The sequence below is a fragment of the Atrimonas thermophila genome, from assembly GCF_045864955.1.
Lineage (GTDB): Bacteria > Atribacterota > Atribacteria > Atribacterales > Thermatribacteraceae > Thermatribacter > Thermatribacter velox.
In genome coordinates this window covers 1,746,973-1,772,738 of sequence record NZ_AP028803.1, presented here as the reverse complement: position 1 = coordinate 1,772,738, position 25,766 = coordinate 1,746,973, and the positions used below count along the sequence as shown (strand labels likewise).

The 25,766-nt window shown below is 47.4% G+C and carries 22 protein-coding genes, 1 tRNA gene and 1 other RNA gene; 22 read left to right on the top strand and 2 right to left on the bottom strand.

The window, feature by feature from the left end; all coding sequences use genetic code 11:
- Window positions 1-84 precede the first annotated feature (84 nt).
- Both ACKTT1_RS09245 and ACKTT1_RS09240 read left to right on the top strand, forming a co-directional pair.
- Window positions 85-432, top strand: coding sequence for a desulfoferrodoxin family protein (locus ACKTT1_RS09245; RefSeq protein WP_412709358.1), 348 nt, complete (start codon window positions 85-87; stop codon window positions 430-432).
- A 519-nt stretch (window positions 433-951) separates the two neighbouring features.
- Window positions 952-2,112 (top strand): ATP-binding protein, encoded by a 1,161-nt coding sequence (locus ACKTT1_RS09240; protein ID WP_412709357.1) that lies wholly within the window; start codon window positions 952-954, stop codon window positions 2,110-2,112.
- A gap of 74 nt (window positions 2,113-2,186) precedes the next feature.
- Here the strand turns inward: ACKTT1_RS09240 and ACKTT1_RS09235 are convergent, their stop codons facing one another.
- Window positions 2,187-3,581 carry an ATP-binding protein gene (locus ACKTT1_RS09235; RefSeq protein WP_412709356.1) on the bottom strand — a complete coding sequence of 465 codons (1,395 nt, stop codon included), beginning with the start codon at window positions 3,579-3,581 and terminating at the stop codon, window positions 2,187-2,189.
- 556 nt (window positions 3,582-4,137) lie between these two features.
- Here ACKTT1_RS09235 and ACKTT1_RS09230 point away from each other — a divergent pair.
- The 16 genes from ACKTT1_RS09230 (at window position 4,138) to ACKTT1_RS09155 (ending at window position 16,376) form a co-directional block, all read left to right on the top strand.
- Window positions 4,138-4,214, top strand: a tRNA-Met gene (locus ACKTT1_RS09230).
- Between the two features lie 30 nt (window positions 4,215-4,244).
- Window positions 4,245-5,624 (top strand): tRNA lysidine(34) synthetase TilS, encoded by a 1,380-nt coding sequence (tilS, locus tag ACKTT1_RS09225; protein WP_412709355.1) that lies wholly within the window; start codon window positions 4,245-4,247, stop codon window positions 5,622-5,624.
- A 7-nt stretch (window positions 5,625-5,631) separates the two neighbouring features.
- Window positions 5,632-6,198, top strand: coding sequence for a hypoxanthine phosphoribosyltransferase (hpt, locus tag ACKTT1_RS09220; protein ID WP_412709354.1), 567 nt, complete (start codon window positions 5,632-5,634; stop codon window positions 6,196-6,198).
- A gap of 22 nt (window positions 6,199-6,220) precedes the next feature.
- Entirely contained in the window at window positions 6,221-8,146 is a 1,926-nt protein-coding gene (ftsH, locus tag ACKTT1_RS09215; protein ID WP_412709353.1) for an ATP-dependent zinc metalloprotease FtsH, read from the top strand.
- Window positions 8,133-8,534 carry a thioesterase family protein gene (locus ACKTT1_RS09210; RefSeq protein WP_369018660.1) on the top strand — a complete coding sequence of 134 codons (402 nt, stop codon included), beginning with the start codon at window positions 8,133-8,135 and terminating at the stop codon, window positions 8,532-8,534. The genes ftsH and ACKTT1_RS09210 overlap by 14 nt, the downstream gene beginning before the upstream one ends.
- 42 nt (window positions 8,535-8,576) lie before the next feature.
- The gene (locus ACKTT1_RS09205) at window positions 8,577-9,275 is read left to right on the top strand and encodes a potassium channel family protein (RefSeq protein ID WP_412709352.1); all 699 of its coding nucleotides are present in this window, start codon (window positions 8,577-8,579) and stop codon (window positions 9,273-9,275) included.
- 17 nt (window positions 9,276-9,292) lie between these two features.
- Window positions 9,293-10,171, top strand: coding sequence for a damage-control phosphatase ARMT1 family protein (locus tag ACKTT1_RS09200; protein ID WP_412709351.1), 879 nt, complete (start codon window positions 9,293-9,295; stop codon window positions 10,169-10,171).
- A 26-nt stretch (window positions 10,172-10,197) separates the two neighbouring features.
- The gene (locus tag ACKTT1_RS09195; RefSeq protein WP_412709350.1) at window positions 10,198-10,641 is read left to right on the top strand and encodes an NUDIX hydrolase; all 444 of its coding nucleotides are present in this window, start codon (window positions 10,198-10,200) and stop codon (window positions 10,639-10,641) included.
- A gap of 168 nt (window positions 10,642-10,809) precedes the next feature.
- Window positions 10,810-11,070 carry a stage V sporulation protein S gene (locus ACKTT1_RS09190; protein ID WP_369018664.1) on the top strand — a complete coding sequence of 87 codons (261 nt, stop codon included), beginning with the start codon at window positions 10,810-10,812 and terminating at the stop codon, window positions 11,068-11,070.
- Between the two features lie 43 nt (window positions 11,071-11,113).
- Window positions 11,114-11,401, top strand: coding sequence for an HU family DNA-binding protein (locus ACKTT1_RS09185; protein WP_412709349.1), 288 nt, complete (start codon window positions 11,114-11,116; stop codon window positions 11,399-11,401).
- Window positions 11,402-11,498: 97 nt separating this feature from the next.
- The gene (gene hisJ, locus ACKTT1_RS09180; protein ID WP_412709348.1) at window positions 11,499-12,305 is read left to right on the top strand and encodes a histidinol-phosphatase HisJ; all 807 of its coding nucleotides are present in this window, start codon (window positions 11,499-11,501) and stop codon (window positions 12,303-12,305) included.
- Entirely contained in the window at window positions 12,302-12,487 is a 186-nt protein-coding gene (locus ACKTT1_RS09175; protein WP_412709347.1) for a hypothetical protein, read from the top strand. The genes hisJ and ACKTT1_RS09175 overlap by 4 nt, the downstream gene beginning before the upstream one ends.
- 182 nt (window positions 12,488-12,669) lie before the next feature.
- Window positions 12,670-13,275 carry a glycerol-3-phosphate responsive antiterminator gene (locus tag ACKTT1_RS09170; protein ID WP_412709346.1) on the top strand — a complete coding sequence of 202 codons (606 nt, stop codon included), beginning with the start codon at window positions 12,670-12,672 and terminating at the stop codon, window positions 13,273-13,275.
- Window positions 13,276-13,308: 33 nt separating this feature from the next.
- Window positions 13,309-14,742: an NAD(P)/FAD-dependent oxidoreductase gene (locus ACKTT1_RS09165; protein ID WP_412709345.1), complete on the top strand. Its 1,434-nt coding sequence runs from the start codon at window positions 13,309-13,311 to the stop codon at window positions 14,740-14,742.
- Between the two features lie 19 nt (window positions 14,743-14,761).
- Window positions 14,762-15,991 (top strand): NAD(P)/FAD-dependent oxidoreductase, encoded by a 1,230-nt coding sequence (locus ACKTT1_RS09160; protein ID WP_412709344.1) that lies wholly within the window; start codon window positions 14,762-14,764, stop codon window positions 15,989-15,991.
- The gene (locus ACKTT1_RS09155) at window positions 15,954-16,376 is read left to right on the top strand and encodes a DUF1667 domain-containing protein (protein WP_412709343.1); all 423 of its coding nucleotides are present in this window, start codon (window positions 15,954-15,956) and stop codon (window positions 16,374-16,376) included. Before ACKTT1_RS09160 ends, ACKTT1_RS09155 begins: the two co-directional genes overlap by 38 nt.
- On the opposite strand, the gene ACKTT1_RS09150 is transcribed toward ACKTT1_RS09155, so the two are convergent.
- Complete coding sequence (locus tag ACKTT1_RS09150; protein WP_412709342.1) at window positions 16,346-17,272, bottom strand: tetratricopeptide repeat protein; 927 nt, start codon at window positions 17,270-17,272, stop codon at window positions 16,346-16,348. The genes ACKTT1_RS09155 and ACKTT1_RS09150 overlap by 31 nt on opposite strands.
- Before the next feature lie 117 nt (window positions 17,273-17,389).
- Between ACKTT1_RS09150 and smpB the strand changes: the two genes are divergently transcribed.
- The 4 genes from smpB (at window position 17,390) to ACKTT1_RS09130 (ending at window position 25,538) form a co-directional block, all read left to right on the top strand.
- Entirely contained in the window at window positions 17,390-17,836 is a 447-nt protein-coding gene (smpB, locus tag ACKTT1_RS09145) for an SsrA-binding protein SmpB (protein ID WP_412709341.1), read from the top strand.
- 7 nt (window positions 17,837-17,843) lie between these two features.
- Window positions 17,844-18,201: a transfer-messenger RNA gene (gene ssrA / locus ACKTT1_RS09140) on the top strand.
- A 388-nt stretch (window positions 18,202-18,589) separates the two neighbouring features.
- Window positions 18,590-22,156, top strand: a complete 3,567-nt coding sequence (locus ACKTT1_RS09135; protein ID WP_412709340.1) for an Eco57I restriction-modification methylase domain-containing protein — start codon at window positions 18,590-18,592, stop codon at window positions 22,154-22,156.
- A 1-nt stretch (window position 22,157) separates the two neighbouring features.
- Entirely contained in the window at window positions 22,158-25,538 is a 3,381-nt protein-coding gene (locus tag ACKTT1_RS09130) for a helicase-related protein (RefSeq protein WP_412709339.1), read from the top strand.
- Window positions 25,539-25,766: the final 228 nt, after the last annotated feature.

Below are 25,766 nucleotides of genomic sequence, written 5' to 3'. Positions count from 1 at the left end.
TACCACAAAGTTCGGCTTTTTCAAAATGGTTGCTTTCTCCAATTAGAAGCATTAACATTTTACAAAGGGCAGGAGGTGGTAAATGTGCGTTTTGGAGAGTTATTGCAAAAGGACGCCCCGGGCTGGGAAAAGCATCTCCCTGCGGTGGAGATCGAGAAGTGTGATCAGTGTAGTTGCCCCATAGTGAAGGTAACCGTAGGCAAAGAAACTCCCCACCCCAACACCCTGGAGCACTATATAACCTGCATTCAGCTTTTAGGGGTACACAAAAGAAGCAGACAGCTTTCTCACATTGCCACTTTTAATTTCACACCTACCATTAGCTTTCCTGTAGTTAGCGTCCATGTCAACATAGATGAATTTTCAGGCATTTTTGTACTCGTTTTTTGCAATATTCATGGGGGATGGGAAGAATTTGTGGCACTTGAGTAGTTTGAGTTGCTTGTGTGTAGTGGAGAAAAGGTTGCTAAAGCAGCATATTTTAGAGGAGTTTATACCGTTAATTATTCGTAGGATTCGGAAATATCCATTACACATTGTCTTCTCCTTGGTGATGCATTTTTCAAGTTAGCGTGGATAAAAAGACTTTACCATCTCAGTGGGATAAGATAAGCGTATTATTTGTGGATGAGGAACAAAGTAAATATCACAAAATCGGGAAGTCCACCAGGATAGAGCCAGAGAAGAGTCCTTCAGGGTAATGCGTAGAAATGGCCCAAAAAGCATCCGGTTGCCTTTTGGCAATGTGAACTTCCAAAGAACCTGCTGCCAGCACCCCTTGGATAAGTGAGACCCAAAGAAGCAAAGTCAGAGAAGGGAAGAGTTAGAATTGAGGCTCTGAAATGAATCGGCGCTATCATCAGCAGGGTAAGCCTTTACCTTTTTGGTGCTTCATGATAAACTATTCGTGATTTGAATAATTTTTATTCATAATACGAATGGAGTTAGAGCATGTATGTTCATAGGTGGGTAGAAGAGAGAGCAAAGAATTTGCTGGAGCAGTTTCAGGTTGTAGTTGTGGTAGGTGCCAGACAGGTCGGAAAGACCACAATGATTAAAAATCTTTTTCCTGATGCGTACTACCTTAATTTCGATGATGTCTATACGCTTCACCTGGCGCGTGAAGATCCAAAAGCCGTGATACCGGATTCAGAGATGGTGTTAATCGACGAGGTTCAAAGATTGCCCGATATACTCCTTGTTGTAAAGGAAATTGTTGATTCTGAGAGAAATCGTCATTTTGTTCTGACGGGGTCTTCTGCTCTCTTGCTGTCAAAAGAAATTTCAGAAAGTCTTGCCGGTAGAGCAGTTTATTTGAAACTCTATCCATTTTCTATAGGAGAAGTAGTAGAAAGAGGTCCTACACTTTCATATCTGCTAAAGGGAGAAATTCTGGGCGTAAAGCCACCGGATTTTGATTTAAGGGAAGTTTTCGCCAGAGGATTGTTCCCCCGGGCGTTCTTCATGGAAAAAAACTGGCGTGAGTGGTATACGACATACGTTTCTACATATATGGAGAAAGAATTCAGAACTCTCCAGGGGGTGATCGATCTTTCGGCTTTCGCCTCGTTCCTCGTCGAAAGTTTTTCCACAATCTCTTCCCTTTTGAACGAGACAGAGATAGCAAAGCACATAGGCATATCACAAGCGACCGTGTACCGGTACCTATCTGTTATGGAGAGCCTAATGGTTATGGAAAAGATTACACAATATGGTTCGTTGAGAAAGAGTTTGCGAAAGAGGAAAAAAGTTTATGTTATAGATTCTGCACTGGTAAGACATTTTCTCAAGATAGATCCAGAAAGGGAATGGTTTGGAAAACTTCTGGAAAATTTCGTTTATTACCAGCTCAAAATACAGGCTGATCTCCTTGGCGCACAGATATTTTATCTCAGAGAGAAAAATTTCGATTTAGATTTTGTCGTTACTTTGAATAAAGAAGTAGCCCTTTTTGAGGTAAAGGCATCAGACAAACCTTCTTTGAGCGACATCAAAAAGATAGCATCAGCAAAAAAAGAGTTAAATGCGAATGTTGCATATATCGTTTGCCCATTGGAGAAGGTCATTCAATTAGCAAGGGGAGTTTATATCCTGCCCTGGTACTACATTTGATCGTTGAAGACTATTAAATTTGTTTTATCACTTTGGAAGCTTCCGGTTCACAAAGAGAAATAAAGCGCAATAATTCATGCTTCTTCAAACATTCCAAAAAACAGCCAGGCAGGGATTCCGAGGATATTTTCGTCCTTGAAAACTATATCCTGAGTGATGAGAATGCCCTTCCCGAAAACGCGCTTCATTCCGTGATAATCTGATTTGTTGATTTTGTGCTGGTATTTTACTTCAACTGGCACCAGGCTTCCATTGTGCTCATAGACAAAGTCGATTTCGTTTCCACGGTCTGAGTACCAGAAAAATGGTCCATTGTAAAGGTTCATACCATGGGGAATAAGGTTCTCGTCTTTTATGAGATGTCTGAGTGTGAACATCTCTATAAGCTGAGGAAATCCGATTTCTTTTCCGCTAATTTCAGAGATGATGTCGACAATTATCTTATCACAGGGATAGACCTTTTTCTGCTTTTTATATCTAATAGTTCTTCTGGAAATGTCGATGAAGAAAATATTTGCCAGAATGAAGCTGTAACCCAGGTACTCAAGATATTTCTGAACCGTATCGACACTTTGTATAGCACCCGTAAAAAGGTCGACGAGAGAGTTCCAGGAAAATCTCTGTCCCACAATAGCTGGGAGTTTCCTGAATATTTCCAGTATGTTGGCTCTCGAACCCAGGTATTTTTCTGCGTCTCCTAAAATGAAATCTCGATAGATGTTTTTAGTTTGCTCACCGATTCTACCCATGCTCAAAAAGTCGTCTATAACTTTTGGGAAGCCACCCGTGTTCAGGTATTTCAGAAAGTATTCCTTTAAAAAGGCGTTTTTAAGGTGAAGTGTCTTCAGATCTTGGGCGGAAAGGAAGAGAAATTCTTCCATTGTTTTTCCATCAACATGCACGCCCAGATTCTTCAGAAACTCTCTGAAAGTGATGGGGATATAAACCAGATCTTTGCCGTATCCTTTTCTTCCAGGCAACCTCTCGCTGGACCTTTTCAAGTCGTAAGCAGAAGACCCCGTAAGGACAAGGAGGCAGTTTTCTAACAGGCCAATATCTACCAGATACTTCACTGATTTCTGCCAATCTTCTATGGTTGTAATTTCATCTATAAGGAGATATCTGGTTTCCTGAATCTTCCTTTCAAAAATTTGGGAATAAATCTTTATGGTGTCTATCAGTGCAAATCTGTCGTTTATACCATCACAGGTAAAAAAGCAGATATTCGAAGGATTTACGCCTCTTTTCACGAGTTCTCGAATGTAAAGTTTCAGAAAAGTGGTTTTACCTATCTGACGTGGTCCCCTTATGGTGTATATCCCGGGTCTTTCTGGGGGGATTTCTTTGAATAGCCTTTCTGGATAGTGTTTGAAGGTGCTTCCCTCAAAAGCCCCAATGTGTCGGTCAGCATTTATCGCCTTTGGGTTGCGCCACCACGGGTTCATGAGGTAAAGCTCATCAACTCGCACTAACTATGCCCACTCCTTGATGGTTTGCTGTTGTTCATTTTATCACATTCGTTCGAGTTTATCTAAGAAGTTCGATAAGAACGTGCGTTTTTATCGAATTCAATCGACAAAATCCGACACATTTTGAAATTCTGGTGTTTGAAATCTCTGTATTTCAGAAATGTCCATTTCATATTGTCTTACTCCTGGTGATGCGTTTGTCAATCAGGTTAGTGTAAATAAAAAGACTTCACCATCCCAAGGTATAGTATGAGCGTCTTATTTGTGGGTGAGAAACACAGTAAATACCACAAAGATTGAGAATTCCACCAGGATAAAGCCAGAGGAGAGCCCTTCAGGGTAATACGCAGAAATGGCCCGGGAAGTGGCCGGTTGCCTTTTGGCAATGTGAACCTCCAAAGAGCCTACTACCAGCACTCTCTGGATAAGCGAAGCTCAAAGAAGCAAAGTCAGAGAAAGAATTGGAAGTGGGGTTCCTACAATAAGTTGACGCTATCCTGCTTTGGTGCGCTTCTTGTCATTTTTGGGGTATAGCGATATAATATAAAATGCTTGTGGCGGTGTAGCTCAGATGGTTAGAGCATCCGGCTCATACCCGGAGCGTCCGGGGTTCGAATCCCTGCACCGCCACCATATTATTTTAGCCTTGCGATCTGGTGCCTGGTGTCAGATTTAGTAGAGCGTGTTTCCCATTTCATAGACCGTTACTCACTGATTCATCCCCGGGACAAAGTTCTGGTTGCCTTCTCTGGTGGCCCTGATTCGGTAACACTGGCGGAAGTCCTCCGGCGCATCCAGAAAGAAAGAGATTTTACGCTGGTGCTTTTGCACCTCAATCACGGCTTGCGGGGAGAGGAGGCCTTAAGGGACGAGCGTTTTTGCGTTCGCTGGGCTCTGGAGCGCCAACTTCCAATTGTAGTTGTGCGGAGAGGGATTTTAAAACTCTGGGAACAGGAAAAGGGTTCACTGGAGGAGATTGCTCGCCGGGTCCGCTATGAAGTTATTGAACAGGTTGCTGCTGAAACTGGGTCAAATGTGGTAGCTTTAGGGCACAACCTTGGCGACCAGGCAGAGACCCTGTTTATGAATATTTTGAGAGGATGCGGTCTGGATGGTTTAAAAGGAATGAAGCCTGCTGCTGGCAAATACATTCGTCCTTTGCTTTTTGTGGAGAGAAGGGAAATACTTGAGTTTTTGAATGAGAAAAAGATTCCTTTTATCGAGGACAGCTCTAATTTCAGGCTGACCTTCTTCAGAAACCGGGTGCGCCACCTGGCGATGCCCTTTCTGGAAGAGATCTTTAACCCTGGCTTTCAAAAGGCACTGTTTCGTCTTGCCGAAAATGTGCAGAGGATTACAGAGGAAAGGGAATCGGAAGTCTCGCTTCCTGTTGAGCGGAGGGGCAACCTGGTGGCCCTTCCCTTGAGTGTCTTACTCAACTTGCCTCCGGATTTGTTGTTCGATGCGGTAAGGTTTTTTATAAAAGAGGTAAGGGGGGACCTTCTGGAGATAAGCCAGGAACACCTGAAGGCTCTGGTGCGTTTAATAAAAAGGGGCAGAGGGAAAATGGATTTGCCAGGTAGATTTGAGGTTTTCATAAAAGAAGGAAAAATTTTCGGCAGTCCTGCTGCGTTACCTTTACTCTCTTATCCTGATTGGGAACGTTTTCTGGAAGTTCCCGGTACATATTTTTTTGAAGACCTTGGCTTGCATGTGGAGAGTAAGTTGCTGAATGCAGAAAAATGTGAGGGGGTAATGCGGGAAAAGCCTGGCCGCTGGAGTACAATTTTAGATTTTGATACCCTGCGCCTCCCTCTCAAGGTGCGCAATTTTCGTTCTGGAGATAGAATAATCTATCGGGGCAAAGAAATAAAGGTGAAGGAGCTTTTTCAGAAAATGGGCATTGTTTGGGAATGGCGGAGGAGTTTGCCCTTTTTCTGCGATGCAGAAAAGATAATCTGGATTCCCGGGATTGCACTTGACGAACGGGTAAAGGTTAAGGAAAATAGCAAGCGTATGCTCTTTATCCTTTGCAAGGTGTGAGGTTGCCATGATGTCCGAACAAGATAGCTTTATTGAAAAAGTGCTTATTCCCCATGAAGAGATTCAGCAAAAAGTAAGAGAGCTTGGGGAGCAGATTACCAGAGATTACCAGGGCAAGGATTTGCGAGTGGTGGGGATTTTGCGGGGCGCTTTTATTTTTATGGCCGATTTGATCAGGAATATAAAGCTCCCACTCAGTGTTGATTTTATGTCGATATCAAGTTATGGAGGCAACGTGGAATCGAGTGGAGTGGTGCGAATTTTAAAGGACCTTGACAAACCGATTACCGGTGTTGATGTCCTGATTGTGGAAGATATTGTTGACACCGGCCTTACCCTGAAACACCTTTTGGAAGTGCTTTCCACGAGAAATCCAGCCAGCCTGAGGGTTTGTGCTCTGCTTGACAAAAAAGAGCGGCGTTTAGTTCCGGATTTGAAAATAGATTACGTGGGCTTTGAGATTCCCAACCTTTTTGTGGTGGGGTATGGGCTGGATTTTGCTGAAAAGTATCGTAATTATCCCTTTATTTTTGTATTGAGACCAGAATATTATCAGCCTGAGTTCACAAGGTAGAAATGGAGGATGAGTTGATCCGGTGAGGTTGAATACCAATTATCCGAACGGGAGGTTTTACCGCAATTTAGGGTTTTACCTCCTTTTTCTGATTATCATCATTTCGCTGGCTACTTCTCTCATGCAGCGAGAAACTCCACCCCTGGTAATGAATTACACTGAATTTCTGGAAGCGGTAAATCAGCACCGGGTGGTAAGGGTAACCATAATGGACCGCAACATCTACGGAGAACTTTACGATGGCACACGTTTCACTACCTATGCGCCTGAAGATCCAGAGCTAATCAGCATTTTGCGCAATGCCAATGTTGAGATTGAAGCCAAACCTCCAGCAGAGCCTTCCTGGTGGGCCAGAATATTGAGTTCGCTCTTTCCCACCGTGCTTTTGATTGTGGTCTGGATTTTCCTTTTGCAGCAGCTCCAGGGAGGGAGCAAAGTAACTTCTTTTGCTAAAAGCCGTGCCAAGATGGTGGATCCTGAAAAAGTGAAAGTTACTTTTCGCGACGTTGCCGGTGTGGACGAAGTGAAAGAAGAGTTGCAGGAAGTGGTCGACTTTTTGAAGAACCCCCGTAAATTCCAGCGTATTGGTGCGCGTATTCCCCGGGGAGTATTGCTTTATGGACCACCAGGTACTGGCAAAACGCTGTTAGCGCGTGCGGTAGCTGGAGAGGCTGGCGTACCCTTTTTCAGCATTAGCGGTTCAGACTTTGTGGAAATGTTCGTTGGTGTAGGTGCCGCGAGAGTCAGAGATTTATTTGCCACTGCTAAGAGGAATTCTCCCTGTATCGTTTTTGTTGATGAACTTGACGCAGTGGGTCGCCACCGAGGAGCGGGTCTCGGTGGTGGTCATGACGAGCGAGAACAGACGCTCAACCAGCTTCTGGTTGAAATGGATGGTTTTGACCCCAACGAGGGAGTAATCCTGATTGCGGCTACCAATCGTCCTGACATTCTGGACCCTGCGCTTTTGCGCCCTGGTCGGTTTGACAGGCGCATTGCCGTTCCCCGTCCTGATGTAGCTGCTCGAGAAGCTATACTGCGGGTGCATCTGCGGGGAAAACCGGTTGCTAAAGACGTAGACGTTCGCATTCTGGCACGCAGGACCCCGGGTTTTGTGGGGGCAGACCTGGCTAACCTGGTGAATGAAGCTGCCCTGTTTGCAGCGCGCAAAGGTAAAGAAGTTATCGGGATGGAAGAGTTGGAAGCGGCTATTGATAAGGTGGTTGCTGGTCCAGAAAGACGCAACGTTATCATCAGTGAGAGAGAAAAGAAGATTGTAGCCTATCACGAGGCAGGTCATGCCCTGGTGGCCAAAGCCCTTCCTAATAGTGACCCGGTTCACAAGATTTCCATCATTCCTCGAGGCGGAGCAGCACTGGGTTACACGCTACAGCTTCCCACGGAGGATAGGTATTTAATCAGCAAACAGGAGTTGCTCACCAAACTTGCCATCCTGCTGGGGGGTCGGGTAGCTGAAGAACTGGTTTTTAATGATGTTACGACTGGAGCTCATGACGACCTGAGAAAGGCTACCGAAATCGCTCGGGAAATGGTTTGTGAATATGGGATGAGCGAAATTCTTGGCCCACTGACCCTGGGCAGAAGACACAAGGAAGTGTTTCTGGGCAAAGATATTGCTGAGGACCGCAATTACAGCGAAGAGATAGCCTATGCCATTGATAAGGAAGTAAGAGCACTTATTGATCGGGCATATCAACAGGCTCGCTCTGTTCTTACCAGTTACCGCGATAAGCTTGATAGCCTTGCGATGGAACTCATAGAACGAGAAGTACTGGGCAAAGAAGATATCGATCGCATTTTGCAGCTTCCTGATACTGCTGCTTCTAATGGTCAGGATGAAGAAATTTTGGAAGATACCGATAATAAAGAAGACTCTGAGAATACTTTGCAGGAAAGAGGAGGAAAGTCTGCCAATGAAATCCAGTGATTTGAGGGTGGGTCTGACGGGTGTTGTTGAGACAACAGTGAATGATGAAAATACTGCTGACCGTTTTGATCCGGATATGGTTCCCGCTTTCGCCACTCCTATGCTGGTTTCGCTTATGGACAACGCAGCACACCAGGCGGTTAAGAACCATCTTCCGGAGGGGTATATCAGTGTGGGCACCCGGGTCAGTGTGAGCCATGTTGCTGCTACGCCTAAGGGAATGAAAGTGACCGTGCGTGCTACCCTGGTAGAGATATACAGGAATAAACTGGTTTTTGAAGCAGAGGCTTTTGACGAAGTCGAAAAAATTGGAGAAGGCCGATTGGAAAGGTTTGTAATCAATCGCGAAAAGTTTTTGCAAAAGTTACAGGCTAAAGCCGAGAAATAAGTAGGGTAGCTGGTTTTCTGATATTTATGGAGGTAAGCCGGCATGCGGCAGATTGCAGTATTTGGTTTGGGAGTTTTTGGGAGCAGCCTGGCTCTGGATCTCTATAAACTGGGTTTTACAGTACTGGGTGTTGATATAAAGGAAGAACCGGTCAAGGAACTTGCGGGCAAAATAACCGAAGTAGTCCAGGCAGACACGACCGATGAGAAAGTGCTGGAAGCACTGGGTATTAAAAATTTTGACGTAGCTGTGGTCAGTATTGGAGATGATATTCAATCCAGCGTTCTTACCACTATTACTCTTAAAGAGCTGGGTGTCCCTTTCATTGTTGCGCGAGCTATCAACAAAATGCATGGCAAGATTCTTAGTAAAATTGGAGCGGACCGGGTAATTTTTCCTGAACAGGATATGGCTTTCAAACTGGCCAAGACCCTGGCTCTTCCCAATGCTATTCGTACTGAAGAACTGTTTCCGGGATACAACATTGTGGAATCAAAGGTTCCTCCCTTTTTGTACGGGTTGACGCTGGGCAAGGCTCAGTTGCGCAACAGGTATGGCATTAACGTGCTGGCCATTAAGCGTGGTGAGGAGTACATCGTTTCGCCTTCGGCAGATGAAATGTTACTTAAGGGAGATATAATTTACGTCCTGGGTAATGAACAGCAATTGCAACAGTTTTTCAGGAGCAGCGATTCAAATCGGGGCAAAGAAGTCCGTGTCAATGGTAAAAACGGTAAGTAGCAGGAGGTGCGGTAGCTATGAAAGCTCAACTGGAATGCTTTTCCTGTAACATCAGGCAGGCCCAAGAGGCAGCGCTGCTTGCTGGGGCTTCTAAGAATCTGGTTTGGCGCATTTCCCAAGAGGTTTGCAAGCTTTTTGCCAGCGCAGACCCTGAATGGACTCCAGCCTATATGACTTCTCTTGCTCATCAGGTTGCCAAAACGATGACTGGCGTTGAGGATATTTATAGAGAAGAGAAAAGGAAATACAATCAAATTGCTTTACAGCTTTATCCTTGCCTTAAAGCCTTTGTGGAGAAGGGGTCACCTGAAGAAAGGCTGGAGCGAGCAGTTAAAGTTGCCATTGCCGGTAATATCATCGACCTTGGGGTGTATCGAGAAGTTAGTCCCGAAAAGATTCTGGCTCAGATTACTGATGAAGGTTGGGGTAGGTGTCATCTGGAGGCCTTTCTGGAGGATTTGGAAGAGGCAGAATCCATCTTTTACGCAGCGGATAACGCCGGTGAAGTGGTTTTTGACCGAGTTTTTCTGGAAGAAATTACACCTGCCAAGAAAGTCTTTTTTGTGGTTAAAGGTGGTCCCATGTCTAATGATGCTACACTTTTTGATGCTCAAGAGGCAGGTCTGGGATCGATTGTTGAAATCATAACCACCGGCAGAGCAGAAATAGGTATTGACCTGGAGAAGGCCTTACCTGAAGTGCGAAAGGCCTGGGAAGAAGCAGACCTGGTTATCTCCAAAGGACAGGCCAATTTTGAAAGCCTGAGTTCCTGGAAGCGCGACAGGGTATACTTCCTTTTGAAGGCCAAGTGCGTTCCGGTGGCACGGGAGCTGGAAGTTCCCCAGGGAGCACTTGTTTTGCAAAGAGGTTTACAGAAAACACCGCAGCCAGTATAGTTTTTTTGCGGCTGGAGGAGGTTATCGTGGAAGAAAAAAGAAACGTTGTTGCTGCGGGAGGAATCGTTGTCCGTCAAGGCAAAAAGGGTATAGAGGTTTTACTGATTCAGAAGAAAGATTCAGGAGCCTGGACTCTTCCTAAGGGTCATCTCGAAATGGGGGAACAGCTTGAAAACTGTGCCTTGCGTGAGATAACTGAAGAAACTGGTTTGAAAGTGCGCTTAAGAGAGAAGGCTGGCCAGATTTCCTATTCTTATCATCGGGATGGTTTTCTTGTGCATGAAACCGTTCACTATTTCCTGGCAGAACCCCTGACTTCCGAGGAACCGTCTCCGGATTTTCATGAAGTGCAACAGGTTGTCTGGTTGCCGCTTGGTGAAGCAACGCAAAAACTAACCTATCCCAACGAGAGGGACCTGCTTGTCAAATTGAAAAATATTTTGCCAGAGACCTCAAATCAGGAAAATTGATTGTCGTTCTGAAAAAATTACAGAAAATTTGTTTTGAAGGCCCAAAAATAGTGACAAAAAAGGCAATATGGCTTACAATACCTATTTGAGGAGGGATAGCTGTTTCCCTGGTCCGGGAAAAGAGATATCCCTTAGAAGCAGCATAGCTCAGCTTGAGGAGGTTCATCTATGGAGCTCTTGAAGATCTCATCAAGAACGAGACCAGCAGCTCTGGCAGGAGCACTGACTGGGGTAATACGTGAACACGGCAGGGCGGAAATGCAAGCAGTAGGAGCAGGAGCTGTAAACCAAGCAGTAAAAGCGATAGCCATTGCGAGGGGATACCTGGCGCCAAGCGGCATCGATTTGGTATGCATTCCGGCATTTGTGGATGTAAAGATCGATGACACGGAAAAAACCGCAATACGTTTCATTGTACTTCCGGCGTAGAGGGAAACAAAAATTTTAAATTTGTAAAAGGGGGGTTCTAAAAGTGAACAAACAGGAATTTGTGAATGTGCTGGCTGAAGAACTAAAAAAAGAGGGAGTTAATATCACTAAAAAAGACACTGCGAAAGTAGTAGACACTTTCTTGAAAGTAGTGGAAAATGAACTGAAGAGCAACGGGAAGGTTCAGTTGGTGGGATTTGGTACTTTTGGCGTTAAAGAGAGAGCAAGCCGCCGAGGGCGTAATCCACAGACCGGCAAAGAGATTGTTATTCCTGCTGCCAAGGTGCCTTATTTCCGTCCAGGCAAAATGCTGAGAGACGCAGTCAAGTAAGCGGTCATTACAAGTAACAAGACTTTTTCTTTGAAAAGATAGGTTGGTTTTTTGAAGAAGGAGGGATTTTTCCCTCCTTTTTTATGGAGTTTGTGCTATGCTCTGTGATTACCATGTTCATACCTTTCGCTGCGGAGACGCTCAGGGTAACTACCAGGAATACGTACAGAGAGCGATTGAAGTAGGTCTTTCTGAAATCGGTTTTTCAGGACACTCTCCGCAATACTTTCTTCCTCCCCACCGCAGGAAAAGGATTGCGGCCATTCCTGAGGAAGAGTTGAGTCTATATGTTGAAGAAGTAAAAAAACTCAAAAAACTCTATCAGGGGACGATTGAAATCCGTTTAGGTCTTGAAGTAGATTATATCCCTGGAAAAGAGAAAGCGTTGACCGATTTACTGGAGGGCTTTGATTGGGATTACCTCCTGCTTTCAGTTCACTTTATAGATGAATGGCCTTTCGACAACCCCAGATATATTCGTTTCTTCGAACGCTATCCTGTGGATTTGGTTTATAAAAAGTATTATCGGGCCTTGATTGAAGGAATGAAAACTGGCCTTTTCGATGTTGTTGCCCATTTTGACCTTCCTAAGAAATTCGGGTTTTTCCCCACCCGCCCTATTCCGGAAGAAAAAGAAGCACTCGCGGTCTGTGCTGATATGGGTATGACGCTGGAGCTGAACACCGCGGGATGGAGAAAAATGGTTCGGGATGCGTACCCTTCTTTTGCCATTTTGAAGAGTGCTCGGCAAATGGGAATACGAGTTTGCCTGGGTTCTGATGCTCACCGCCCTGAAGATGTGGGGAGAGATTTTGACCGGGCTCGGGAACTTTTGAAAAAGGCGGGTTTTGAAAGTCTGGTTGCTTTTTCGAAGCGCGGTTTTAGAGAGTATTCTCTACCATGAAAATGTTTTCTCCTTTGAGAATGATAACCACCATGGTTTTTCTGGTGATTTTTGCTCCCTTTTTGTACGTCAAGCTGGTTCAGGATTATCCTGACTCTTTCTGGACCAGACATTTCATCTGGGTTTATTTTGTGTTGCTGATCGTAATTTTTCTCTCTGCACTTGATTTTAAGGGGCGCTAAGCTCTTTGTTTTGTTCCTGGTTGTGTCCTCAGATGGTATAAAAAACGAAGTTTGGCCGAATAAAGCTCATTTTGTGTTCAGTTTGCAGCCAGCTTTTTAAAAATATGCTATAATGTAAAAGGCATGGAGAAAAGGAGAAAGCCTTCCAGAAGTATTCTTTCTGGAAGGCTTTTATTTTTGCAATGAGCATATTTTTGGAGAGCCTGAAGAGAAAACCAATTATTGGTGCTTTGCGTCCTTCGAATCTGGATTTAATGATTAACCAGAAGGTCCCTCTGGACCTTTGCTCGGTTTTCTTTCTTCTTGAAGGAGACATTCAAAACCTGGAGACTATTGCTTTGCTTTTTCAGGAGTATCGGCCCCTTCTGTTTGTGCACATGGATCTTTTTGGAGGCATTGCTTCTGACGAGAGCGGTCTCTGCTTTTTGAAAGAGAAATTTCCAGCTGTTAGTGGAGTCATCACTACCCGCTTGCGTACTTTAACTCTGGCACGCAAGGTTGGTTTTTTAACCATTTTCAGGTTGTTCCTCATAGACAGCGAATCCCTGCGTACTGCGCTGCGCGTAGTTCGAGAGGTTTCTCCAGATGCCCTGGAAATTCTCCCCGGAATCATTTTTCCCCATTTAAAGGGAATCCTTCCTCTGGAGGAACTTCCTCCGCTTATTTGTGGTGGTTTTATTCGCAAAAAGAGCGACGTGGTAAAAATTCTACGTGGTGGTGCCCAGGGAGTTTCCACGAGTTATCAGAAGATGTGGTTGCTCAATAAAGAGCTGGGATGTAGTAGATAATGCGGCAGACCGAGGTTGGAGGTAGTGCGACTGGTGAATAAAAGCTATGATGTGGTCATCATTGGTGGTGGCGTGGTGGGATGTGCAATTGCCTGGTATTTATCGCACTTTGATTTGCAGGTGCTTCTGCTTGAAAAAGAGCTGGACATTTGCTGTGGAGTCAGTAAAGCCAATACCGGCATTCTCCATGCTCGAAGTTACCATGCCCCATCCACTTTGAAGGGTGAACTTCATCTGCGTTCACTTTCGCTTCTCGATGAAGCAGAGAAGGAGCTGGGAATTTCTTTCCTGCGCTGTGGGGCGCTCACTGTGGCTTTTTCCAAAGAAGAAGAGGCATACTTGTGCCTTCTCAAGGAAAGAAGTAGATCTTCGGGGGAAATCGTTACTCCTTCGGAGATAAAGAATTTTGAACCCTACCTCAGCGACAAAGTGTATGCAGCTTTTTATGATCCCGAAACCCGGGTTGTTTCGCCCTTTAAGCTGACGGTAGCTCTGGCTGAAACTGCCCTTCAAAATGGCGTTGAGTTTATTTTTGATGCTGAGGTAACCGCTTTTGAAGAAGAGGGCAAAAAGCTTTCCCTTTATGCTGGCGGCAAAAAATACACTGCTTGTTTTGCGGTTAATTGTGCTGGTCTTTCTTCCTCCCGTCTGGCCTGGCTTTGCGGGGATAAGATAGCAGCAATCAAGGCCTATCGAGGTCAGTATTTTGTGCTGGATAAAATGTTTGCCGGCTATGTAAAACGGGTTATTTACCCGGTTCCTTCTCCGGAGAGTAAAGGCATTCTGGTAACCCCCACTCCTGAGGGAAATATTCTTGCTGGACCCAACTTTGAGGAGGCGGATACCACAGAGACTACCCTTCAGGGTCTTGAGGAAGTTGCTCAAGGTGCACGTCGTCTGGTTCCCTCTCTTCCTCTGGAAAACAGTATTACTCATTTTTCAGGTTTGCGTCCCACACTTCCTGATCGCGATTTTCATATATTTTTTTCTCAACGTTTTCCGGGAGTTTTGCATTTGTGTGGCATCGAGTCACCGGGTTTGACCTCTTGTTTTGGAATTGCGACTTACGTTGGAGATTTACTTCGTTCGCGTGGTCTTCGTCTGGTTGAAAAAAGGAACTTTGAATACAGGAAACCTTTTCCAGTTTTTTCGGAACTCACTGACCGGGAGAGGGAAAAGCTTATTGCTCAAGACCCTGATTGGGGAAAAATTATTTGCCGCTGCGAAGAGGTAACTCTGGCGGAAGTAAAACACGCTCTTCTTTTTTCTCCAGGAGCTCGAACCCTGGATAGCCTGAAACGCAGAGTTCGTACTCAAGCTGGACGTTGCCAGGGAAGTTTTTGCGGGATGCACCTTCCCAAAATCATGATGGAAGTTTTGGGCATTGATTATCGAAGTCTGGTTAAATCAGGAAAGCGTTCCTGGCTTCTTGCGGGTGAAACCAAGGAGGTGAGCTTTTCTGCCTAAGTGCTTTGATGCCGATGCAGTGATTATTGGTGGAGGCCCGGCCGGCATGGCAGCAGCTCTTTCTGCCTGGGAAAATGGAGCCAAAAGGGTTTTTCTTCTGGAGCGAGGAGAAGAGTTGGGAGGTATTCTCAATCAGTGCATCCATTCCGGTTTTGGCCTGCATAAGTTTGGTGAGGAACTTACCGGTCCTGAGTATGCGGAACGCTTTGCTCAAGCTTTAAAGCGAACAGGTGTGGAAGTATTGCTGGAAACTCCAGTTTTACGCCTTTCTCCAGATCGAAAAGTCACCGCAGTTCAGCGAGGTGGAATTTTTGAGTTTAGGCCTCGTTCAGTTTTTCTGAGTATGGGTTGTCGAGAGAGAACCCGGGGCATGATTAACATCCCCGGAAGTCGCCCTGCAGGAGTTTTTACCGCAGGCCTTGCCCAGTATCTTGTCAATGTGGAAGGATATCTCCCGGGAAAGCGATTTGTAATTGTAGGCTCTGGCGACATAGGGTTGATTATGGCAAGAAGGTTGACTCTTGAGGGAGCGAAAGTAGAAGCGGTGGTCGAAATCAGGCCCACCTTGAGTGGATTGGTAAGAAATTATGTGCAGTGTCTTCTGGATTTTGACATCCCCCTTTTGCTTTCTCATGCCGTATCTTACATCTATGGTGAGGAGCGGGTGGAAGGGGTAGTGGTGTGTGAGGTTGACTCAAAGGGACAGTTTATAAAAGGAACCGAGAAGACCATTCCCTGTGATACAGTGCTTCTTTCGGTAGGCCTGATTCCCGAAAACGAGCTTTCCCGCCAGGCTGGCATACCTCTTTGTAAGCGAAGTGGTGGCCCTTATATTGATGAGCGTTTTGCAACCCTGCGAGAAGGGTTTTTTGCTTGCGGTAACGTGGTGGCGGTTTTTGACCTGGTTGACTACGTAACTCTGGTGGGTGAAATTGCGGGGAAACACTGGAAAGAAAGCGAAGAGCGCACTCCCCGTTTTCGCTTGCTGCCTGGTGAAGGGATTCAAATTGTTTTGCCTCATTATCTTTGTAATCCCCAGCAGGGCATGCTTTTTATTCGTGCTTATAGGGCGCTGAACAGGGCTCGCTTGCTATTTTCCTTTAAAGGAAAAATTTTCTACACCTTTCCAGTGCCTGTGTGCCGACCCAGTGAGATGCTGCGTTTAGAGTCAAAGCAAATTCCCTGGCCTGAAGAAGGGGGAGAGATAACAGTTGAAATCACTGGAGAAGAAATCCAGGGATTATCATAAGATGATTTGCATAGTTTGTCCCCAGGGTTGTGCCCTGGAAGTGGTCAGAGGGCAGGGCGACTCCTGGGAGGTGAAGGGTGGCTGTCCCAGGGGAAAAGAATATGCAATTGCTGAGATTTCCTGCCCTCGCCGAGTAGTTACCACCACGGTTAAACTTAAAAACAGCAAGCTTCGCCGCTTACCAGTCAAAACTTCCCGTCCTTTTCCAAAAGAGAAAATTCCTGCTCTTATGGAATTTTTAAAGAGTGTCGAAGCCCAGGCTCCAGTTCAAATGGGAGAAGTGGTGGTTTCCAACCTTCTCGGTGAAGGTGTTGACCTTCTGGCCACTCGCTCGGTATCGCTTGAGGAAAACGCTCAGGGAACACTGAGGGGTAACTTGAGCTGAAGCATGGCAATTTTGGTCTTGGTTACCGGGATGAGTGTGTCAAGACCCTTTTCTTCAGCAAGTTCCAGGACTTTCTGGTAGGCTTTGAGCGCTTCAACAATGTTGTTTTCCTCTTCGTAGATAGCTCCCAGGAGGTTTAAGGCATAAACATTTTCGGGGTCCTCTTTCAGTATTTCTCCCAGCGTTCTTTTGCTTGCTTCTGACATACCAACTCTAAAGTACCAGGTGGCTTTTTCCAGTTTGAATTCCGCTTCAGTGTCGTAAAGTTTCTGTGCCTGCTGGAAATAAGACTGCGCTTTTTCTGCCTCGCCAAGCTTTTCTAAGATGCATCCCGCCATTATGTAAGGGGTAGGTCGATCTTGAAAAATGGATAGCGCTTCCTCACACTTTGCTAATGCTTCCTCAAACTTTCCGGCACCAATAAACTGTTCGGCTTCATACAGCGCGTCGAGATATTGTTTTTCGGCTGGTGGCAGGCGGAATACCAGAAAGTAGAGCACAAGCAATACCGCAAGTGCTACCGTAACGCTGGTGAGCGTTTTTTTGGTTCTTTTGCGCTTCTCTTCGCGGACAATCTGGTCTATCCACCAGTAAAAGCGCTCTTTCGGTGGGTTGCGTTTGACTCTTTCCTGTTCCAGGGTTTTTGCACCCACCATTTTCACGAATAAAGGAGCTATTTTGCGCAATTCAGCATCCAGATTGCCCAAACGGGTTTCTTCGGGCGCTATGAAAGCTCCTCGCTCCCGGTAGAAAGAAAGAGCCTCTTCTATTCTATCCCGTAGTTTTATGATTTCCATTTCTTTGCCTTTCTGGTCTTTTATGTTAACCACTCTTTTGCCATATTCTTCAATCCATTTTCTCACTTCATCAAGGTCTGGTATTTCTTTTTCTTTCAACGCCTGTCACCTCTCTCTATGCTATATAATATACAGGTAGTCTAAATTTTTAAATGGGTTCCCTTGTGAAGGAGTCCATGCTGGGAATTTTTTTACTGAAGGCAGGTTATATTTGGAGTGAAACTGGTAGCTGAAAACAAGAAGGCACGACATCTCTACGAGATTATCGATACCACTGAGGCAGGCATAGAGTTGCAGGGTACAGAGGTAAAAGCTCTGCGCAACCGTGCGGTGAGTCTCAACGAGAGTTTTTGCAAAGTGAAAAATGGGGAGATGTGGATTTACAATTTGCACATTGCTCCCTATCATTTTGGCAATATTTTCAATCACGATCCTAAAAGACCGCGCAAGCTCCTTATGCACAAAAAGGAAATTGTGCGCTGGGGTTCCTGGAGTGAACAACGGGGCTTGACAATTGTGCCCTTGCGGATATACTTTAATGACCGCAACCGGGCGAAAGTGGAAATAGCTCTGGTTAAGCCCAAAAAGGTCTACGATCGACGCCGAGAAATTCAGGAGCGGGAAGAAGAGCGCAAGCTTCGGCGCCTGGAAAAGTTTCGCTAATCAATGAGGGGGCGACTTGGTTTCGACGGGGCCTTGACGGGTTAGAAAAGGCGAGCCGAGGTCTCCACCGGGGCTCGTAAAAAAGGTGGAACAACAATAAACGCCAACAACGAACTGGCACTTGCTGCTTAATTGAAAAGCAGCACGCCTCTGGGCTGACCGCCTGCTAAGCTCAGATGGCGTCAAAGAGCGGGCTGGTTCCGGGAAAATTCCCCGACTTCCCGGGACGAGAAACGAAGGGGATAGCTTGAGGAGCATCCGGCCTCAGGGAGGCCCTCAAGCGAAATTTAAAACTGAGGCTACGCTCGTAGGCTTTTCTGGCCTGTAGGTCTCGGACGCGGGTTCGATTCCCGCCGCCTCCACCAGTTTATTTTAGGGATTTTCAACCCACCAATCTGCTTTTTTGAAAGCCCTCTGTAGAGTCTCTATCAGACATTTTTATTTAGTGGGGTATAATTATACTGAAATGTGCTTTATCTGTGGTAAGTAGCCTGATTGCGGATAGGAGAGTAACTTCAGTAAGTGAAAAACGCTGCAAGTGACAGGTAATGCTTGATTGTTGAAAATGCTGAAGTCTACGTTCTAAAAGTTTGTTTAAGAAGGTAAACCAACGTTTCTACGGGGTCTTGAGGCAGGGTATGGAGTGCACTGACCAGGCCTACGTTGCTGCCTACAAGATTTGGCGGCATAAGTTGTAATGGTTGAAGTGCAGGATGGCAAGGCTAAAGTGTAGTGCTAAGGGAGCAAAAGTAAATGGACAGTCGTGATATCATCAAAACTTTAGTAAGAAATTTTTCACCGGAAAATCTGACTGTCCTTATGCGGCGGATTGCTCCTACTTTCCGTCCGAGAAATGAGCCTTTCAGCGGTTTAGTCAAAGAGGATTGGCCGTTTGATAACATCCAGCAACTTGGCCTCATCGAGCTACCCGGGGCCCAAACCGTGCTTGTCGGTGTGGTCCACATACAACGGGAACTGACCTCCCGCTCCAGCAAGAGGATTCAGTACGAACTGGGCAAGCGTATTCTCAAAGTAAGCAACTGTAACGCTGGCATTTTCGCCTTTTACGACGACACCGGCCGCTTCCGCCTTTCGCTAATCACTGTCGCCTATACCGGCACTCGCCGCCGGTTCAGCACCTTCCGCCGTTATACCTTTTTTGTGGATCCTGGTCTGCCCAACAAGACCTTTGTTAATCAGCTCAGCCGTGCAGATTTCTCCAGTCTGGAGAAGATCTTAGAAGCCTTTTCTCTGGAGGCAGTTTCTGATGCCTTCTATCAGGAGTTCAAACCCAAATACGATGCGATTGCAGAGACTGTTCAGGGAACTACAGATGTAAAACTCAAACAGGATTTTGCTTTGCTTTTCGTCATTCGGACGATTTTCCTGGGTTTTGTCCAAAAGAAAGGCTGGCTGGGGGGCAACCCGCATTTCTTGCAGGATTTCTGGCAGGAATACCGGAACGGCGGTCAACCAGCCAACACATTCTACAAAGAATGGCTGGAACCACTTTTTTTCGAAGCTCTCAACTCCCCACCGGGCCACAAGGTAGCCTATGGCCAGGCGCCTTTTTCCAAAAAAACTCAGATTGCCTTACAGATGGCGCCTTATCTCAACGGTGAACTTTTCAAGCGCAAAACAGGTATCGATGACCAGGGCTTGTGGATTCCCGATGACCTCATCGGCGATTTCTTTGGCTTTCTCTTCCAGTACAATTTCACGGTAGAAGAGAACGAGCTCTACGACGAGGAACTGGAACTTAATCCCGAGTTCCTGGGCATCATCTTTGAGCGCTTGACCAACATGGAACAGGGTGCAGTCTACACCCCGCGTGTGGAAGTGGACTTGATGTGCCGCCTGGCTCTGGTCAAATGGCTGGAACAAACCACCAACATTGAGAAAGAGGACCTTTACCATCTCTTCTTTCGCGAGGCTGGTACTGGCGAAGTCTACGACGAGTACCAGAAGCAAGGCGACTTCTCCCCTTCTGAAATCCGCGCCCTGATTGAAAAACTGGAAAGCGTCACCGTCTGCGACCCTGCCGCTGGTTCCGGCGCCTTCCTGGTAGGGATGCTCCAGGTGCTGGACCAAACGCTGGAAAATCTCTACGGCCGCAACAACACGCCGGACGACCTGAAGGCCAAAGCGCCCGCGCCCTTTGAGCGTAAAAAGGCCATCATCGAGCGCTCCCTCTATGGCGTGGAGGTCAAGCGCTGGGCAGTGTGGATCAACCATCTGCGCCTATGGCTGACCTTGTTCGTAGACATGCCGGATAACTTCAAGACATCCTTCACGCCCTTGCTGCCCAACCTAACTTTCAAGGTGCGGGCCGGTGACTCATTGGTCCAGCGCATTGGCGGCAAGACCTTTCCCGTGCAAGGGCACGTCAACCTACCAACCCAGGTCAGGCGCAAAATCGTGGAACTGAAGAAAAAGAAGCGTGACTTCTTCTATAACCGGAGCTTGGATGAGCGCTTGATTGAAAAGGAGGAACTGGATGTTTTTCGCGCCATTCTGGATGCAGAGATTGAAGAGCAAAAGTCCCTCTTGCGCAGGCTGCTGGCCCCCAAGCCGAAACAGATATCCCTCTTGCCTCAACCGGAGCAGCAAGAACTGGATTTCGCCAGCGCAGTAGCCGCCCAGCGTGCTAAGATCGAAAACTGGATCGCCGAACTGGAAGCCCAAAAACGCAGTCTGAAGGAAGAACGTCCCTTCATCTGGAGCATCGAATTCGCCGAAATCTTCTTCGACCGCGGTGGCTTCGACATCATCATCGGCAACCCACCCTATGTGCGCCAGGAGGAGATTAGCGATCCCAACGACCGGCTTTCCGTGCGCGACTACAAGGACGCTTTGCTGGAGATGGTGCTGTTGGATTTCCCCGACTATTTCGCCAAATCCCGCGCCCAAACCGACCAGTTCAGAAAAGGGCGCAAGCCTGACGGCCACTCGGACCTCTACACTTACTTCTACATCCGCGCTCTACGTCTGCTCAACCCCCAGGGTGTGCATGTCTTCATCTGCTCCAACTCCTGGCTGGATGTGGGCTACGGTGCCTGGCTGCAGGAGTTCTTCTTGCGCAATGCGCCCCTGCACCTGGTCATTGACAACCATGCTAAGCGCTCCTTTGCCCGCGCCGATGTGAACACGGTCATCACCGTGGCTTCCGCCCCGCGTCGCCGCGTACCGGAAAACCATGTGGTGCGCTTTGTGGCTTTTAAACAGCCTTTCGAGGATGCGGTGCTCAGCGAGAACCTGCTGGCCATAGAAGATGCCACCGGGGTTCTCAAGACTGACGCTTTCCGCGTCTTCCCCATCACCGTGGGGGAGCTTCTGGCTGAAGGTAGCGACGACAGTAAATATGTGGGCGACAAGTGGGGCGGCAAGTACCTGCGCGCGCCGGATATCTTCTTCACCATCCTGGAGAAGGGCAAGGGCAAACTGGTGCGCCTGGGCGACATTGCCGAAGTGCGCTTTGGCATCAAAACCGGCGCCAATGACTTTTTCTACCTGGAGCCCCTTGGTCCTGGCTCGCGACCGGGTCTTGTGCGTGTGCGCAACGGCGCCGGCTGGGAAGGAGAGATTGAGGAGGAGTTTTTGAAGCCGGTCATCAAAAGTCCGCGTGAGTGCCGCACCATCGTCATCCGACCAGAGGATTTGCGCTACCGCATTTTCATGTGCCATAAGAGTAAGAAAGAACTGAAAGGTACCAGGGCGCTGGAATATATCGAGTGGGGGGAGAGGCAAGGGTATCATAAAAGATCAACTGTTCGATCGCGGGTCCACTGGTGGATGGTTCCTAAGGAAGTTGGAAATTCTTTTTGGGGCAAAGAACTTCGTGAAAGAATAGCTGTTTTCCGGTCAATTGATCTATTGTATGCAGATTGCCGATTGTATTTGTCTATTCTTGACGAGATTACACAAGGTTTATTAAATGCCACAATCGCAATATTGCTGGATGAAATATCAGCACGACAATACGGTGGTGGAGGTGGACCCAGAAGTTTGATGGTTTATGAAGTGAAGAAACAGCAAATACTGTCTTCCTCAATACTAAATGCCGATGAACAGAATAGAATAACCGAACAGCTCTATAATCTTGGGAAGAGAGATTTGAAAAGCATCTTCACCGAATGCGGCATTGACCCCGAATCCGAGGTGCCCATTGCCGAGCAGGAGCCCAACCCGCTGCCCGACCGCAAGGCGCTCGATGATATCGTCTTCGATGCTCTGGGCCTGACCGAAAAAGAGCGCAAAGAGGTCTACCGCGCCGTCTGCCAGCTGGTCTGGGAGCGCATCAACAAGGCGAGGAGTGTCTGATATGCCCCACAATTTCATCACCAACGCCAAAGAACGCAGCTTGAAAGACCGTATCCGAACACTCGTCAAGCACAGCCAGGAACTCAAATTCCTGGTGGGGTTCTTCTACTTCTCTGGGTGGCGCGAACTCTACGACGCGCTCAAGGAGCGGGATGACCTGACCATCAAAATTCTGGTCGGCCTGGACACCGACCTGCGTCAGGGGCAGGTGCTGGAAGTGGCCGAACCAAACGCGAACAGAGCCACCCAGCAAGAACTGGTGAGTCGCTTCTATACCTCCCTACACACTGCCCTGCAAGACGAGGCTTTGGATACCCAAGAATTTTACGAACAGGTGACCTTTTTCTTGCATATGTTAGAAGAGGGGCGACTACAAATTCGCAAGACCTTCAACCCCAACCACGCCAAACTCTACCTTTTCAAACTGGACGATGCCGGTCAAACTCTGGTCAACGCGCCGGGCCGCTTCATCACCGGATCCAGCAACCTGACCCGCGCCGGGTTGCTCGGCCAGCACGAATTCAATGTGGAAATCGGCGATTATGGTTGGGAAGATGCCGAAGCCTATTTTGATGAACTCTGGGCATACGCCATCCCCCTGAGCGAACTGCCTGAACGTAGAGAACAGATTATCCGTATCATCCGTCGCCAGACTCAAGTGGCGGAAATCACGCCCTTTGAAGCCTATGCTCTGGTGCTCAAAACCTATCTGGATCTAATGGCACAAAGAGCCTTGCGCCCTCAGGTGAAGCGATTGATGGAGGAGCGTGGTTACAAGGTCTACCGCTACCAGGAAGAGGCGGTACAGCAGGCGCTTAATGTGTTGGAAGAATACGGCGGTGTCATTTTAGCCGACGTAGTGGGACTGGGGAAATCGGTTATCGCCAGTTGGCTGGCACGGGAGATAAACGGCCGTGGGTTGGTTATCTGTCCGCCGGCGTTGGTGGGAGATCCTAAAACGCGAGACAGTGGATGGTACAAATACCTGAGCGATTTTGGCCTACATGATTGGGATGTCTATTCCCTGGGTTTGCTGGACAAAGTGCAGGAATACCTGGCCAACTACGGCGATGATGTCACGACCATTATTGTGGATGAGGCCCACCGCTTCCGCAACGAAGATACTGAAGCCTACGAGCGCCTAAGCCAGATTTGTTCCAATCGCAAAGTCATCCTGTTGACTGCTACCCCCTTTAATAACGCACCGTTGGACATCTTTGCCTTGCTCAAGCTTTTCATTCCGCCGGGCAAATCTACTCTCACGCTGGATGAGAGACTTACTGCTCGCTTTGCCCGTTATAACAGCGAATTCCGCAAACTCTCCTACGTCTTGCGCTACGCTGAAGCGGGAGGCGAGAAACAGGTACGTGCCGAAAAATATTACACTGATCTCTTTGAAACATCTCCGCCCATTGATAAAGTACGAGTGCAGCGTCGGGCCCGCGCCCTGGCTGATGAAATCCGCGCCGTGATCGAGCCGGTGGTCATCCGCCGCAACCGCCTGGATTTGAAGCGTGATCCGGTCTATCGGGGAGAAGTTACTGCCCTTTCTGAGGTGGCCGACCCTAAAGAACTCTTCTACGAACTCACCCCTGAACAGTCGGAGTTTTACGATTGGGTCATCAACGAGTATTTTGGCGAAGATGGACGGTTTCGGGGGGCGATTTACCAGCCTTTTGCTTACGAAAAGCGGAACAAAGGGGAAAAGCTGGAAGAAGAGTTCACCTATCAACAGCAGCGCAACTTGTACGAATTCATGCGCCGCTTGCTGGTCAAGCGTTTCGAAAGTTCCTTTGGCGCTTTTGCTCAAAGCATCCAGAACTTTATTCGTGTGCATAAACAGGTGCTGGCTTTCATTGAAAACAGCGGTGGACGCTATATTCTGGATCGCCACCTGCTGGAGAAAATCTACGAGGAAGATCCGGAAGAAATCGATGTAGCACTGGAAGCTTTTGTTCAGCGTTTGGCAAAGAAGGAAAAACTGGATCCACGCCATGACCGCATTTATGTTGTTGACGATTTTGACGATCCGGAAGGCTTTTTGCAAGATATCCAGTCCGACCTGGAGCTACTCCAAGAGATTGATGCCAGGGTGCAGGAACTCGATTTGGTCACCAATGACCCGAAAGCCGCTCGTTTGGTGCACGCCGTTCGAGACATTCTTGATGAAATACCTGTTCCTGGTGAGCCCAAACGCAAAGTGGTCATCTTTAGCGAATACCTGGACACGGTGCGGCATATTGCATCCGTTTTGGAGAACGCCTTTCCCGGGCGCGTGTTGGTGGCCGCCGGGAACCTCAACAAGGCCTTTTATGAGAATCTGCTTGTCAACTTCGATGCCAGTTATCCGGAGGACAAACAACACGATGACTATGACATCTTACTGGCAACCGACAAGCTTTCCGAAGGTGTCAACCTGAACCGAGCTGGAGCAGTTATCAACTACGACATCCCCTGGAATCCCACGCGGGTCATCCAACGCCTCGGGCGCATCAATCGCATCGGGCGCAAGGTGTTTGCTGAACTACACATCTACAACTTCTTCCCCACCGAGCAAGGTGCGGACGTGATCAAGAGCCGAGAAATTGCTGCCCAGAAGATGTTTCTCATCCACAACACCCTGGGTGAAGACACCAAAATTTTTGCCCCGGATGAAACTCCCTCGCCAGCAGAACTCTTTAGGCGCATCAACCGCAATCCCGAAGAGGAAGAAGAGGAGAGCCTACTGACCACAGTTCGCCAGAAATTCTTTGTTATTCAGCAAGATCATCCTGATTTAGCGACTCGTCTGGGCGATTTCCCTGCGCGGGTTAAGACCGCAAAACCTTATGCCAAAAATGAACTCCTGGTTTTCCGCCGTAAGGGATTACAGCTCTTCATCCATACCGTTCCCAACACTGCGGCAGAAAAACACAATGTGCGCGCTCTGACTCTGGAAGAGGCCCTGCCGTGCATTGAATGCGGACCAAACACACCACGACTGCCGCTCAGCCCGCGCTTCTGGCCAGCTTATGAAGCTGTCAAGCAACACCGAGAGCATACTCCCATGCCCCAAAGCGAACAATCCCTTTGGGTCAAGGCGGAAAACAACCTACGCAGCGCGCTGGAAAAGCATGCGGCAGATTTACAGGAATACGTGCGGTTCATTCAAACCTTGTTGCAGGACCTCCGGGAATTTCAGACGTTACCTAAATACACGCTACGGAGGTTAACCGCGGTAGAGATGAACGGGAATGTTTCCGCCGCGAGTCTCCAACGCTTCAAAGCAGAGTTGGAGAAGATACGCCGCTCCCTTGGTGAGGATTATCTGGATCGTATTGCACAGAGGGCCAAGGAGTTTCGTAGTGAGATTATTATTGCTGTGGAAAATGTTGGTAAATGAGGATGTAGTGCCCTTTTTATGTCTTGTGACATTTGATTTTTTTGAGATATCTTCTGTCAAGCCTTCAAGCGATTTTGAGAGGCATTGACCAACTTGCTTGGAAAGGCAATAGTGTTTCGGTTGCCTTTTTGCAGCTTTGATTAGTGTTCTTCTCGTACAACTTCTTAAAATTGTAACCACAAATATTGAAAAGTGATACCAGAAGTAGTATCATACAAGTTTGATTTA